13 protein-coding genes are annotated in these 12927 nt (G+C 67.5%); 10 read left to right on the forward strand and 3 right to left on the reverse strand.

The annotated features are described in order from the left end of the window. Nucleotides 1–12: 12 nt before the first annotated feature. The 5 genes from AC4FS1_RS15010 to AC4FS1_RS15030 all read left to right on the forward strand — a co-directional run bounded on the left by AC4FS1_RS15010 (nucleotide 13) and on the right by AC4FS1_RS15030 (nucleotide 4672). Nucleotides 13–1584, forward strand: coding sequence for a sugar ABC transporter ATP-binding protein (locus AC4FS1_RS15010; protein ID WP_491156454.1), 1572 nt, complete (start codon nucleotides 13–15; stop codon nucleotides 1582–1584). Between the two features lie 47 nt (nucleotides 1585–1631). Next, nucleotides 1632–2222 (forward strand): VOC family protein, encoded by a 591-nt coding sequence (locus tag AC4FS1_RS15015; RefSeq protein ID WP_491156455.1) that lies wholly within the window; start codon nucleotides 1632–1634, stop codon nucleotides 2220–2222. After that, a complete protein-coding gene (locus AC4FS1_RS15020) occupies nucleotides 2219–3382 on the forward strand; it encodes an agarase (protein ID WP_491156457.1) in 1164 nt (387 codons plus the stop codon). Before AC4FS1_RS15015 ends, AC4FS1_RS15020 begins: the two co-directional genes overlap by 4 nt. A 35-nt stretch (nucleotides 3383–3417) precedes the next feature. After that, a complete protein-coding gene (locus tag AC4FS1_RS15025) occupies nucleotides 3418–3831 on the forward strand; it encodes an ester cyclase (protein ID WP_491156459.1) in 414 nt (137 codons plus the stop codon). Between the two features lie 85 nt (nucleotides 3832–3916). Next, a complete protein-coding gene (locus tag AC4FS1_RS15030; protein ID WP_491156460.1) occupies nucleotides 3917–4672 on the forward strand; it encodes an SDR family NAD(P)-dependent oxidoreductase in 756 nt (251 codons plus the stop codon). Between the two features lie 6 nt (nucleotides 4673–4678). Here AC4FS1_RS15030 and iolM (AC4FS1_RS15035) read toward each other — a convergent pair whose 3' ends face one another. From iolM (AC4FS1_RS15035) to AC4FS1_RS15045, 3 genes are all read right to left on the reverse strand, one after another. Continuing rightward, the gene (gene iolM, locus AC4FS1_RS15035) at nucleotides 4679–5845 is read right to left on the reverse strand and encodes a scyllo-inosose 3-dehydrogenase (RefSeq protein WP_491156462.1); all 1167 of its coding nucleotides are present in this window, start codon (nucleotides 5843–5845) and stop codon (nucleotides 4679–4681) included. 51 nt (nucleotides 5846–5896) lie between these two features. After that, nucleotides 5897–6637, reverse strand: a complete 741-nt coding sequence (locus tag AC4FS1_RS15040) for an SDR family NAD(P)-dependent oxidoreductase (protein ID WP_491156463.1) — start codon at nucleotides 6635–6637, stop codon at nucleotides 5897–5899. A 118-nt stretch (nucleotides 6638–6755) separates the two neighbouring features. Beyond that, nucleotides 6756–7451, reverse strand: coding sequence for an SDR family NAD(P)-dependent oxidoreductase (locus AC4FS1_RS15045; RefSeq protein WP_491156465.1), 696 nt, complete (start codon nucleotides 7449–7451; stop codon nucleotides 6756–6758). 128 nt (nucleotides 7452–7579) lie between these two features. On the opposite strand from AC4FS1_RS15045, the gene AC4FS1_RS15050 reads away from it, so the two are divergent. The 5 genes from AC4FS1_RS15050 (at nucleotide 7580) to AC4FS1_RS15070 (ending at nucleotide 12925) form a co-directional block, all read left to right on the forward strand. Continuing rightward, on the forward strand, nucleotides 7580–8326 hold the full coding sequence (locus AC4FS1_RS15050; protein WP_491156467.1) for a GntR family transcriptional regulator: 747 nt from the start codon (nucleotides 7580–7582) through the stop codon (nucleotides 8324–8326). A 176-nt stretch (nucleotides 8327–8502) separates the two neighbouring features. Continuing rightward, entirely contained in the window at nucleotides 8503–9687 is a 1185-nt protein-coding gene (gene iolM / locus AC4FS1_RS15055; protein ID WP_491156469.1) for a scyllo-inosose 3-dehydrogenase, read from the forward strand. Beyond that, nucleotides 9684–10658, forward strand: coding sequence for a cyclase family protein (locus AC4FS1_RS15060; RefSeq protein WP_491156471.1), 975 nt, complete (start codon nucleotides 9684–9686; stop codon nucleotides 10656–10658). Before iolM (AC4FS1_RS15055) ends, AC4FS1_RS15060 begins: the two co-directional genes overlap by 4 nt. Nucleotides 10659–10723: 65 nt before the next feature. Beyond that, nucleotides 10724–11488, forward strand: coding sequence for a GntR family transcriptional regulator (locus AC4FS1_RS15065; protein ID WP_491156473.1), 765 nt, complete (start codon nucleotides 10724–10726; stop codon nucleotides 11486–11488). A gap of 90 nt (nucleotides 11489–11578) precedes the next feature. After that, nucleotides 11579–12925: an FAD-binding oxidoreductase gene (locus AC4FS1_RS15070; protein WP_491156475.1), complete on the forward strand. Its 1347-nt coding sequence runs from the start codon at nucleotides 11579–11581 to the stop codon at nucleotides 12923–12925. Nucleotides 12926–12927: the final 2 nt, after the last annotated feature.

A 12927-nucleotide genomic window follows, 5' to 3' on the forward strand; every position in this document is an offset into this window, starting at 1 on the left:
AGCGAGGACCTCATGTACACGGTCAGAGATCTACACAAGACCTACGGTGGAGTGAAGGCCCTCGCTGGCGTCGATTTCGATATCGTCCCCGGCGAGGTGCACGCCCTCCTCGGTGCCAACGGGGCGGGCAAGTCGACGCTCATCAAGGTGCTCGTGGGGGCGGCCCACCCCGACGAGGGCGCGCTCGAGTTGTACGGCGAGCCGGTGAGCTTCTCGAACACTCGCGACGCGGCCCGCCGCGGCGTCGCGATCGTGTCGCAGGAGCTGACGCTCTTCCCGCACCTCGACGTGCTGCAGAATCTCTTCCTGGGTCGGGAGCCGCTCGCCGGTGGCATCTCCATCGACCGCCGGGCGATGCGCCGCGCCGCAGCTCCCGTGCTGGAGGACATCGGTCTGGACGTGGACGTCAGCCGCCCACTGGGCACCCTGCGCCTGGGCGAACAGCAGCTCGTGGAGATTGCGCGTGCACTGCTGGAGGATCCGAAGATCCTGATTCTCGATGAGCCGACGTCGGCTCTACAAGCCGCCGAAACCGAGCGTCTCCTCGGTGTGGTCCGCAACCTGCGGGATCGTGGCGTAGCCGTCGTCTACGTCTCCCACTTCCTCGAGGACGTCTTCGCTGTCGCCGACCGGATCACGATCCTGCGATCGGGGGAGGTGGTCGTCGCGCGTCGGCTGCGGACCGACATGACGATTTCGCAGACGGTGCAGGCGATGCTGGGAGAGACGGCCACCGAGGAGCGTCGATCGGCGGACTCGGCGCCCTTCAGCGGCGCCTCGGAGTCGGCCGAACCGCTCGTCCTCGAGGGTGTGGCCGTCAAGGGCGTCCTCGAGCCGATCGACCTCGTCGCGAGGCCGGGCGAAGTGGTCGGCCTCGCGGGCCTCGAGGGGTCCGGCGCCCGCGCCGTGCTCGATGTCGTCTTCGCGCTGCAGCGCCCTAGCCAGGGCCGGATCACGCTGCCCGGCGGCGGGGGGTGGCCGCGAACGATGAACCGCGCGGTCAAGGCCGGCATTGCTTACATCCCGGCAGATCGAAAGCGACTAGGCCTCATGTTGGACGTGTCTATCGCCGAGAACATCAGCACGGTCCGCGGCGGCCCGCTCAAGCGGATGGGAGTCATCCTCGGTCGACGGGCGATGCGGAGCAGGGCCGACCATTGGCACAAGACCCTCAGTATCGCGATGGCCACACCGGACCAGCCGGCTGGCTCGCTGTCCGGCGGGAACCAGCAGAAAGTGGTCTTCGCCAAATGGCTGGAGGCCGATCCCTCGGTCATCCTCCTGGACGACCCGTCGCGCGGCGTGGACGTGGGCGCCAAAGAAGAGATGCACGCGGTCATCGCCCAGATGGCCGCCAGTCACAAGGTGGTTCTCTACACCTCGAGCGACCTGGAGGAGATGGCAGCGGTGTGCGACCGCGTGCTCGTGTTCTTCGGCGGCAGGGTGGTCGGCGAGATCGAGGGGCATCGCCTGTCCGAGAGCGTCCTCATGGAAGCCATCAACGTCGGCGACGTCGGAGACCCCGACACGCCTCAGCTCATTTCGGCGGCGTCCGATCACGAGGGCCCGGTATCAGCGCCATGATGGTCCACCTCGCACCGCCCGCATCAACCGTGAAACGGAGTACCGCCGTGACGTCCCCCACCGCGCTCGACAAGGCCGAGGGCCGCAGCATCCTCGGTCGCCCCGTCCACCACATCGGATATGCGGTCGAGAGCATCCCGCAGGCGGTGGACTTCTTGATGACCACCGCGGGTGCGGGGCCGTTCTTCCTGATGGCCGACATTCGCATCCCTGTGCTCCGCAACGCGAACGGCCCGATCATCTGGGAACACTCGGCCGCCTTCGGCCAGTGGGGCGACGTGGCCGTCGAACTGCAGGAGGTGCACAGGCTCGAGCCCGCGGATGCACTGGGTGCCTCCTACCAGCGCACGAACGGTATCAACCACGTCGCATACGTGACGGATGATCTGGACGCCGAACGGGCGCGTTTGGAAGCGATGGGGCTGCCGTTTCTGTTCGAAGCGTCCAATGGGCCGCACGACTCGCTTCTGTTCGACGCACCGCTTCTCGGTCACACCATCGAGGTCCACCGCCCCTTTCCGATGTTCGACGAGTTCTGGTCGTCCCTGGCCGTCGCTGCCGGCAGCTGGGACGGGCAGGACCCGTTGCGTCCCGCACCCCGCGAGCTGCAGGAGACGCTCGCGAACACGAATCTGTGACCGCCGTGGCAGACATGCGCCCGGAGGCAAGCGGGTTTTTCGGCGTAACGGACATCGACGGCCGGTGGGCATTCACGGACCCGGCGGGGGAGCCGTTCTTCAGCCTCGGGGTCAACCATGCGGATGAGACGAACCTCAAGTACCTGAGCAACATCGATGTCTGGCGGCGGCGGTACGGTTCGCGTGCCTCGTGGATCACGCAGGGCGTCGTGCCCGATCTGACGGCCTGGGGCTTCAACACCATCGGTTGGACGACGGAATGCGTGGCGTTGGGGGAAGTGAAGGTCAACGACTATGACGCCCCCTACGATGCCAGGCATGCCTCGCAATGGGCGCGCGCGGACTTCGCCTCCGCGGGTATGCCGTATTGCATCGCGTTGCCTGTCGCCGCATTCGAGGAGTGGAACATGCATCCGGCCTTTCCCGACGTCTTCTCCCAGGAATGGGAGCAGTGGTGCGACTACATCGGTAGATCTCTCGTCGCCGACCACGCCGACGATCCGCTCCTGATCGGCTACTTCTTCGTCGACATCCCCGCGTGGAGGTCGCATGCTACCGGCGCCTACTTCCCCGGGGTGCAGCCGGGAGACGCGAGCGCACTCGCGGCCGTGGCCGAGCGGTATTACCAGAGCATCCACGACGTCATCCGCGCATACGATCCGCACCATCTGATCCTCGGAGACCGATACAACGGCAACGTCGGCATCCCCGATGTCGTGCTCGATGCCATGGCCCCGTACGTGGATGTGCTCTCCGTGCAGTATTTCCCGGATGGCGATGATGACGGTCGCACGCGGATGCGCGACGACCTGGCCCGGTGGCATGAGCGAACCGGCAAGCCCGTCGTCATCGCCGACATCGGCAATTGGTGCGCCACCGAGCACAATCCGCAGCGCGCGAGCGGCCTCGCCGATCAGCACGCCCGCGCCGACGACTACATCGCGGCCTTCGAGGCGGTGATCGACGAGCCGTGGCTCATCGGCTGGCACTGGTGCTCCTACTCGGAGAACTACAGCCGTGGCTGGGGGCTGAAGAGTCCGGATGACGAGCCGTACACGGAGCTCGTGGAACCGATCGCCGCCTTCAACGCCACGGTCGCCGGCCGTGTTTTCGGCCACAGCCCGCAACGCCGACCCCCGCGAAACCCGGTTCGAAACTGACGCTCTCGTAGCTCCCCATTGAGCCGGCGGGCGCCGTGGCCCCCGGAAAGGACATCATGGTCGCCGACGACCTTCGGAACTTCTATCACCGCTACATCACAGTCCTCAATGCGCACGAGGCGCATCGCATGGACGAATTCGTGCACGAGCGCATCACCCTTCACGGTGAGCCGAGCACGCGAGAGGCAGTCGTGGAGCAGCTCAGCAGCATCCTCGACGCCGTTCCCGACATGCACTGGGTCATCCAGGAGATCGCGGTCGACGGCGAACGCCTGGCCGCGCGCCTGGTCAATACGGGTACCCCGACGAAGACGTGGCTCGGGGCGGAGCCCACAGGCAGGTCGTTCGAGATCGTGGAGTTCGCCGTGTACACGATCCGAGACGGGAGATTCCTCCACCTTTCGTCGATGCACGATGCGGAGACGCTGCTCACCCAGCTGGCCCCCTGACGTACCTCTCCTCCCTCCAATCACTGCCGCCGGGTCCGGCGGCGCACCTACCGATGAGCAATCAAGGAACAAGCAAAGGAATCTCATGAGCGATGAATTGAGCGGAAAAGTCGCGCTGGTGACGGGCGGAGCGCGGGGCCTCGGAGCGGCCACGGCCGTCGCGCTCGCCGAGCGCGGGGCCGATGTGGCGATCAGTTACGTGGCGTCGGCCGAGAAGGCCGGCGATGTCGTGCGGCTCGTCGAAGGGCTCGGCCGCCGAGCGATCGCCATCCAGAGCGACCAGGCCGATCTGACCGCCGCGGGGCCGCTCGTAGACGCGGTGATCTCCCACTTCGGGCGGCTCGACATCCTCATCAACAACGCCGCCATCACCGTCCAGGGGCAGAAGGTGGACGACCCGCAGCTGCGGGGGAAGGACCTGGACCACCTCTGGCACACCAATGTGCTCGGAGTCGTGGCCGTCACGCGCGCCGCCTCCCGCGTGATCGCCGACGGCGGCCGGATCGTCTTCATCGGTTCGGCCATCGCCAGCCGTGTGGCCTTCACGGGGGTCGCCGACTATGCCGGCAGTAAGGCCGCCATCGCGGGGTACGCCAAAGGCGTCGCGCGTGACCTCGGCCCGCGCAACATCACCGTGAACGTCGTGCAGCCGGGCGTCATGCCCACCGACATGGCCGCGGATGCCGCACACAACGTGCCATCGACGATGATGGACTACCACGCCATCCGGCGCATCGCCGAGCTGGACGAGGTCACCTCGACGGTGTGCTTCCTGGTGAGCCCGGGCATCGGGTACATCAGCGGCAGCGTTCTGGACATCGCCGGCGGCTTCCACATCTGAGGTCCGCTACGCGGGCAGCCCCTGCGGGTGGATGAACAGCTTGGCGTCGCGCCCGGTCGCGGCGCGGTCCATGGCCGCGACCGCGTCCTCCAGGGCGAACCGCCCGGTGATCATCGGCGTCAAGTCCAGTCGTCCGGCGGCGTGCAGGGCGATCACAGCGGGGTAACCGCCGCCGAGGTGGGCTACGGCGCCGTGCATCGACGCGGAGCGGAACATCAGGGGATTTGTGTCCATCGGAAACGGCGCGCCGTTGACGCCGAGGACGACGATCTTGGCGCCCACGGCGATGGAGGCGAAGATCGCCGGCATGACGCGCGACCCGGCGCCGCTGGCATCCACGACCATGTCGACGCCGATCCCGCCCGTCTGGTCCATCAGCCAGGACGCGGCGTCGCCGGAGGTGGGGTCGAACGTCGCCGAAGCGCCCAGTCGGGTGGCGATGTCGCGTTTGACCTGCTCGGGCTCGAGAGCGAGAACTCTCCCCGCGCCCAGCGCGCCCGCCAGCCCGACCGCCGCGAGCCCGATGGGACCGCAGCCGAACACGGCGACGGTGTCTCCGGGGAGGAAGCCCCCGGCGCGCGAGACCATGCCGTTGTAGACGACCGCGCCGGGCTCGGTCAGTGCGCCGACATCCAAGGCGAATGCCTCCCCGTACCGCTCCGCGACGGAGGTCAGCGGCCAGCAGTAGCGTTCCTCGGCGACGGACATGGTCGCTGTTCCCCCATCGAGGGTGATGCCGCGATCCTCGATGTTGTCGCAACTGCTGGGGATGCCGCGCAGGCACGGCCGGCAGCGTCCGCAGTTCACCTGCGCCTCGACGGCCACGAGGTCGCCCGGTGCGACGCGCGTGACGGCGCGGCCGACGGCGACGACCTCGCCGGAATACTCGTGCCCGATCGCAATAGGTGCGCGCGACTGCGCGGGATGATTGAGATACCCGTCCGCGTCCGGGACGTACATGTGCACATCCGACCCGCAGATCCCGCACACCCGGTTGCGGATGAGGACGTCGTGCTCATCCCTGATGACGGCGTCGGGCCGTTCCCCCACCGCCATCTGCGGGTTGAACCACACCTGATTGCCGTGGCGGGCCCGATGGGAGCTCTCCTCAGCGGCGGTGACGTCGTAGCCCTCGCGGGGCCTCCACTGTGCTGTCAGAATCAGTCCGCGCATCAGCCGGTCCTCTCTCGGTTCGCGTTCGTGATCGGGTCGGTGTTGTCGGGCTCAGGACCCTTGAAGTCCGCCGTGGATCCCGAGGTCTTCACCGGTGACATAGGCGGAGGCGTCCGAGATCAGGAAGGCGACGACCTCGGCAACCTCGGCGGGGGAGCCCAGGCGCCCGAGCGGGATCCGGCTCTCCCATTCCTGCCGGACGGCGTCCGGTGACGCGGCCCCCTGGGCGGTGCGGGCGACGCGGATACCCTGAAGCATGGGGGTCTCCACGAGCCCCGGCGAGACGCAGTTCACCCTGATTCCGGATTCCGCGAGTGCCACGGACGTCGACCTCACGAGGGAGACGATCGCCGCTTTCGAGGCCGCGTAGTGGGCGGCCAGAGGGCGTCCCACGCGACCCGCTGTGGACGAGAACAGCACGGCGCTTCCGCCGCCGGAGTGAGCCATCTGCGCGGCCGCGGCCTGGAGGAGGAAGAACGCGGCGCGGATGTTGACGGCGAAGACCCGATCGAAGGCGTCGGGGGTGATCCGGTCGAAGCGCTCGGTGTGCATGACGCCGGCGGCGTTGACCAGGCCGTCCAGGCGGCCGTGGACGGCGACGGCTTCGTTCAACGCCGGCTCGATCGATTCCACCTCGGCGAGGTCCAGGAGTGCCCAACTCCCGCCGGCCGGCGGTGGGGCGGCCTGACGGTCGATGCCGATCACGGTGGCCCCGCGCTCGGCGAGCAGGTGCGCGCACGCGGCTCCAAGTCCGGATGCGGCGCCGGTCACGGCGACAACTCTGCCCTGCATCGCGTGCTCCTTCGCGCATCGATCGATTCGTCAGCAATATGCCACAAGGTGGTAAGTATATCTACTCGGTGTTCGCATCCCGCTAGCCGCGCGAAGCGAGTCCGCCGCGCGCGCGCCGCTACCAGGGGACGGGTCCGTGGCGGTCCGTGAAGGTCCCAGTCGGGCCACCCGGGCCGATGGTGGCCATTGCGACGATCGCGTCGGTGCCCTCTCTGACGGTCTGCGGGCCGCTGTGATCGTTGAGATCGGTGGCTGTGTAGCCCGGGTCGATGACATTGACCCGTACCCCGGGGAGCGCGCGCGCATATTGCGTCGTGAGCATGACAACCGCCGATTTGCTCGGCGCGTACGTCACATTGTTGCTCGCGTTCTCGTCGCGGGTGGGGTCGCTGGTCAGAACGATCGATCCCTGCCCACTGGCGACATTGACGATGACAGGCGCCGCGCTGTCGCGCAGGAGGGGAAGAAACGCGTTGGTGACGCGGACCACGCCCGCAACATTCGTGCGCATCACCTCCTCGACGTCGTCGCCCGTCGTGTCCTCGACGGCGACCGATCGCCCGAAGATGCCGGCGTTGTTGACGAGGACATCGAGCCCGGTGCCTGCCTCGCGCACCGTCTGGACCGCTGCGTTCACACTCTTGTCGTCTGTGACGTCAAGGCGCACGAAGCGGGCGCCGATCGCATCGGCCGCCTCGCGGCCGCGCTCGGAATCGCGGGCGGCCACCCACACATCGTGTCCGAGGTCGATCAGGCGTCGGGCGGCTTCGCGGCCGAGTCCGCGGTTGGCTCCGGTGATGAGCATCGTCGTCATGGGCGACATCGTACGTGCACCCGGACTAGTGCCGTCGACAGAAGCCTCCCTGATATTCCTCGCCTGCGCTGGCATACTGGTCGTATGTGTGCGTGGACCGGTGCAGAGAGCGGGAGGTGACCGTGCCTATGGCTGTCGAATCCGACGATCGCGCGGGGGGTGTCACGGAGGCGCGGAACCAACTCCGGCAGGCCGTGCTGCGCACGGAGCTTCGGCCGGGGGCGGTGTACGCCCAGGACGAGGTGCGTAAGCTCCTCGACGTGGGCCGGACGCCGTTCCGCGAAGCCCTGCGAATGGTTCAGGTCGAACAGCTCATCGAGATGCTCCCGAACGGGAGGCTCCGGATACCCGAGCTCTCGATGGATGACTTCACACAGGTGCAGGTCGCCCGAATCGCCCTCGAGTCGGCGGCCCTCCGACTGTCGATCCCGAAGCTGAGGCCTGAGGATCTCGCGCATCTCGAGGGATACATGGCCCAGATGTCGCACTACTTGAGTTCGGATCACTTCGATCGGGTGGAGACTCCGCACCTGGAGTTCCACCACGGGCTCATCGTCGACGCCGGGTCGACGATCGTCTCGAAGATCGGCGAACTCAGCGACCGCGTGCGGCGCTATCGATGGGCTCACGCGGTGGAGTTGCGCGACGACTGGGTGAATCGGACCGCGGAGCATCGGGCGATTCTGGATGCCGCGATCGCCGGGGATGTCGAAGCCGCCGTCGCGCAGCTCGTTCGGCACTACCTGAGAGCGGGGTTGTTGCTCGCTGACCTGACGCAGGCCTCCGACGGCGCGACCGGTCGGGACAAATTCGAAGAGGCTGTTATGGCCAGCCTTGCGCCGAGTGTCCGGTCGGATGTCCTGAAGCTTCGCTAGGCGGACGGCCGTCCTCCGTGACGCCCCGCGCTGACTGGCCGGGGCGCCGCTCGCGTTGGCGCGCGGCCAGACAGCGTCGCGGTGTTGTTCGCCAATTCAGCCCGTTGTATACTTTCATGCCTGATGAACGCGGTACGGTGTTCAGGATATTCAGGCTCACGAGAGGGCAATGGCGCATGAGAGGTCTTGTGGTATCCGCGGATTGGAAGCCCAAGGAGGGCTACCGAGTCACCGCTACGGAGGAACGAACCGGTCGTGTGCGGCTGGCCAACCAGGTGCTTCATAACCCGAGCCTGGCGGTTGCCGAGCGCCCGGACGCCGTACTCGCGGGGGACCATGACGTCCTGATCCGCAATGTCGCCAGCGGAATCTGTGGAAGCGACCTTCATATGGTGATCTCTGACGCGGACGGCTACATGGACCTTCCGGCGCCGTTCCGCGTTCCTGTGGCCCTCGGACACGAGAACTCCGGCGTTGTGGTCGAGGTCGGAAGCCAAGTGACCCGCGTCAAGCCCGGCGATCTCGTCGCCGTGGAGGCCCAGGTGGAGTGCGGAACCTGCCGCGCGTGCCTGCGGGGTCTCAAGGCCGCCTGCGAGAACCTGTGGGACCGCGGTTTCACGCTCGACGGGGGCACGGCCACGATGTCCGTCGCGCACGAACGGCACTGCTGGTCGTTGACCGATGTCGCGGAGCGTTTCGGCGAGCGCAAGGCGGCCGACATCGGCGCCCTGGTCGAGCCGGCCAGCGTCGCGTACAACGGGATGGTCAACCGCGCCGGGGGGTTCCGTCCCGGCGACACCGTCGCGGTCTTCGGCGCCGGTCCGATCGGGCTCGCCGCGGTCGCTCTGGCGAACGCACTGGGAGCGGGCCGCGTGCTTTCCATCGATCCGGTCCCCTCCAAACGTGAGATCGCCTCCGCGCTCGGCGCGACGGAGACTTTCGATCCGACCACCGCGCGGACGGAGGAGTGGCTGCTCGAAGTGACCCGTGGTGCGGGCGTCGACATGGCGGTGGATGCGACGGGCGTAGGTCGACTCGTGATTCCGCAGATCGTTCCGGTCATCGCGGTAGGCGGCAAGATCGTCTCCGTTGGAGCGAACATGGCACCGGTCGAAGTGGACACGATCAAGCTGATGTTCCGGGCAGCGTCCATGCACTTCACTCTGGGGCACCTCGGGGGTGGGTTCCCTGCGGTCATCGCTCTGCACGCCGCGGGAAAGCTCGACCTGACCAGCATGGTCACGGCGCGCTTTCCCCTGGACGACGGACTTGGCGCGATGGAGCGAGCGCTCAAGGGCCAGGACGCGAAGATCCTCATCTACCCGCACGTCGAGGACTACGAAAGGGCGGTGTCCGCATGAGTGCGGGCACGCCGCTGGTCACGACCGAGGCCATCGAGGAGTACATCGCGAAGTACTCGAACTGGGGCCGCTGGGGTGTCGAGGACGAGCTCGGAGCAGTCAACCTCATCACCCCCTCGATCGTGCGAGGCGCCGCTCATGCTGTGCGCGCAGGTCGTGTCGTCGGGCTGGGCTTGCCGTTCGACCAGAACGGACCGCAGACCGGGGTGCTGGGCCGAACCAACTGCCTGCGGTACTCCTCGGCGACGGGCACCGATCATGCCGAAGGACTGCAACGCCTGGCGGGGGAGCCGCTGCCACATGGGTTCGGATTCGCCGACGATGTCATCGTGATGCCGCTGCAGTCGGCCACCCACTGGGACGTCTTGTCGCACATCTTCCACGATGGTCGCATGTACAACGGCCGCCCGGCTTCGACGGTCACTGCGGGAGGAGCCCAGTTCAGCGGGGCCGAACTCTGGCGCGAGACCCTGGTCGGCCGTGCGGTGCTCCTCGACCTGCCCGCCACACTCGGGGTCGAGTGGCTCGAGGACGGGCACGCCATCGACGCCGACCAGTTGGATGCGGCGGCGGACTTCGGAAACGTCGAGATACGCGAAGGCGACATCCTCCTGCTGCGGACGGGCAAGCTCAAGCGCGGCCGTGCCGAGGGGTGGGGTACGTATGCAGGTGGCGACGCCCCGGGCCTCAGCTACTACACCGTGCCGTGGCTCGCCTCGCACGGGATCGCGGCGATCGCCAGCGACACGTGGGGCGTCGAAGTCCGGCCCAACGAGCTTCCCGGAGCCTTCCAGCCCTTCCATATCCCGGCACTGGTCTACATGGGACTGGCGCTGGGTGAGATGTTCGACTTCGAGGGGCTGTCACAGGCCTGCGCGGAGGAAGGGCGATACGAGGTCTTCTTCTCTGCGCCGCCCCTCGCCTTCACGGGGTCCGCCGGTGCTCCTCCGGGACCGGTCGCCATTCTCTGACCCGCACGAGTGCGGCGCGTAGCAATGGATCTGAGGGCGTCTGCGGTGTGGGTCCACACCTCGGAATGAAAGCGGGGAGCGGGGTGGCGGTCGTCGACGAACAGGGCGCTGTCGGGGTTCCCGAGGTGCGGGACCGTCTCCGGGAGGCAGTCCTCAAGGGTCGCCTGCGGGAAAGCAGCCTGCATTCGCAGGACGCCGTCATGGAACTGCTCGGTGTCCGGCGCACGCCCTTTCGGGAGGCCGTGCGCATGGTGCAGGCCGAAGGCCTCCTCGAGGTGCTGCCGAACGGTCGGTTGAAAGTGCCCGAGCTCTCGATGAGCGCTTTCGGAGAGATCCAGATCGCTCGTATAGCGCTCGAATCCGCCGCGGTGCGGCTTGCCGTGCCGCGCCTGGACATGGACGATCTCGCACGGCTGGAGGGCTTGATGGCCGAGATGTCGCACTACCTCGGCAGTGCCGACTTCGAGAGACTGGAACGCCCTCACGTCGCGTTCCACTTGGGGCTGGTGGCACCGGCAGGACCGGTCTTCCTCGGAGCCATCGCCGACCTGATCGACCGCGTACGCCGCTACCGATGGGCGTTTGCGACCGGGCTACCGCGCTTCTGGGAGGAACGCTTCACCGAGCACCGCGCCATCCTGGACGCGGCCAAGGCCGGCGACGGCGAAGCGGTCGCGCGCGAACTCGCCCGCCACCACATCGAGGCCGGGATGCGGTTGGCTCGCATGATGGGCGCGATCGGCGGCGCGACAGAGCGCGAGAAGTTCGCACGTGATCTTCGGGAAAGCCTCCCGCCGGAGGAGAAGCCTCTCGTCAGAATATCGGCCTAACGTGTCGCGTCTTTCAGGGTCTATACTTCCTCGATAACGCATATTTTATCTGTAAAATATCCAAAACCCTCGGAGTGCCCAATGACGGACATGGCAAGAACGCAACCAGTGGTGCTCGCGCAAGGAGACTCCGCCTACGAGGAGGCGAGACGGAACGCCGTCTGGAATGGGCGCACTCCGGCGCGATACCCGGACGAGATCGTGCTCGCCGAGAGCGCCGACGATGTCGTGGCTGCCGTGCGCCGCGCCGTCGAACGCGGGATGCGGATCGGTGTCAAGTCCGGCGGGCACAGCTGGGCGGGCAATCACCTCCGCGACGGCGGCATGCTGCTCGACGTTTCACGGCTGAACCAGCTGGAGGTGGATTCCGAGGCCCTGACCGCCGTGGTCGGACCCGGGTTCAAGGGGCTCGCCGGCGCACTCCAGCCCTACGGGCTCTTCTTCCCGGGGGGCCACGATCTCGACGTGGGCGTCGGCGGCTACCTTCTGCAGGGCGGCTTCGGCTGGAACGGCCGCGTCCACGGTCCGGCATGCATGAGCGTTCAGGCGATCGACGTCGTCACCGCCGATGGCGAGCTCGTACACGCCGACGAGCACCGGCATCCTGACCTGTTCTGGGCGGCCCGCGGGGCCGGGCCCGGCTTCTTCGGCGTCGTGGTCGCGTTCCATGTCCGCCTCTACAAGGCGCCCGGCTACATCGCGAGCAGCCTGATGCGATTCCCCTTCGACGTCGCGGACGAGCTGTTCCCGTGGGTGCAGCAGGTCGCCCCGACGCTCGCCCGCGAGGTCGAGCTCTCCCTCTTCATCCACCGCGCGGAGAACGGCGACCCCGAGATCACGCTCACAGCTCCTGCCCTGGTCGACACGGCGGAGGAGGCTGCCGCAGCGCTGGCCTTCATCGCCGAGTGTCCTCTGCGGGAGCGGGCGCTGGAGGTCGTGACAGCCACCGAAGCCTCTTTGGGCGACCTGTACGCCGGCGTCGGCGGGTTCTATCCCGCCGGGTCGCGCTACGCGGTCGACAATATGTGGACCCACGCGCGCGCCGCCGACCTGCTGCCGGGGATGAAGGAGATCGCCCGGACGCTTCCGCCCTACCCCTCCGCCATGATGTGGAACCACTGGGGAGGGGACGGGCCGGAGCGTCCCTCCATGGCGTTCAGCGTCGAGGACGAGACATACATCGCCGCCTACGGGGTCTGGGACGATCCCGCGGACGACGACCGCTATGCGACGTGGGCCGAGGAGCGGATCGGCGCGATGGCCCACCTGTCCACCGGAATTCAGCTGGCTGACGAAAACCTCGGTCGTCGACCGGCTCGCTTCGTCTCGGACGAGAACCTGGCGCGCCTGGATGAGATCCGTCACCGGTACGATCCGGCCGGCCTCTTCCACCCGTGGATGGGGCGACTGCCCTCGCCGGACCTGTCTCACGGATGACC

This window comes from Microbacterium sp. Z12_35 (assembly GCF_058310475.1).

Excerpts from the sequence above, each read along its gene's own strand:
- AC4FS1_RS15010 (WP_491156454.1), top strand. The coding sequence starts at position 13 with ATGTACACGGTCAGAGATCTACACAAGACCTACGGTGGAGTGAAGGCC.
- AC4FS1_RS15030 (WP_491156460.1), top strand. The coding sequence starts at position 3,917 with ATGAGCGATGAATTGAGCGGAAAAGTCGCGCTGGTGACGGGCGGAGCG.
- iolM (WP_491156462.1), bottom strand. The coding sequence starts at position 5,845 with ATGCGCGGACTGATTCTGACAGCACAGTGGAGGCCCCGCGAGGGCTAC.
- AC4FS1_RS15040 (WP_491156463.1), bottom strand. The coding sequence starts at position 6,637 with ATGCAGGGCAGAGTTGTCGCCGTGACCGGCGCCGCATCCGGACTTGGA.
- AC4FS1_RS15045 (WP_491156465.1), bottom strand. The coding sequence starts at position 7,451 with ATGACGACGATGCTCATCACCGGAGCCAACCGCGGACTCGGCCGCGAA.
- AC4FS1_RS15050 (WP_491156467.1), top strand. The coding sequence starts at position 7,580 with ATGGCTGTCGAATCCGACGATCGCGCGGGGGGTGTCACGGAGGCGCGG.
- iolM (WP_491156469.1), top strand. The coding sequence starts at position 8,503 with ATGAGAGGTCTTGTGGTATCCGCGGATTGGAAGCCCAAGGAGGGCTAC.
- AC4FS1_RS15060 (WP_491156471.1), top strand. The coding sequence starts at position 9,684 with ATGAGTGCGGGCACGCCGCTGGTCACGACCGAGGCCATCGAGGAGTAC.
- AC4FS1_RS15065 (WP_491156473.1), top strand. The coding sequence starts at position 10,724 with ATGAAAGCGGGGAGCGGGGTGGCGGTCGTCGACGAACAGGGCGCTGTC.
- AC4FS1_RS15070 (WP_491156475.1), top strand. The coding sequence starts at position 11,579 with ATGGCAAGAACGCAACCAGTGGTGCTCGCGCAAGGAGACTCCGCCTAC.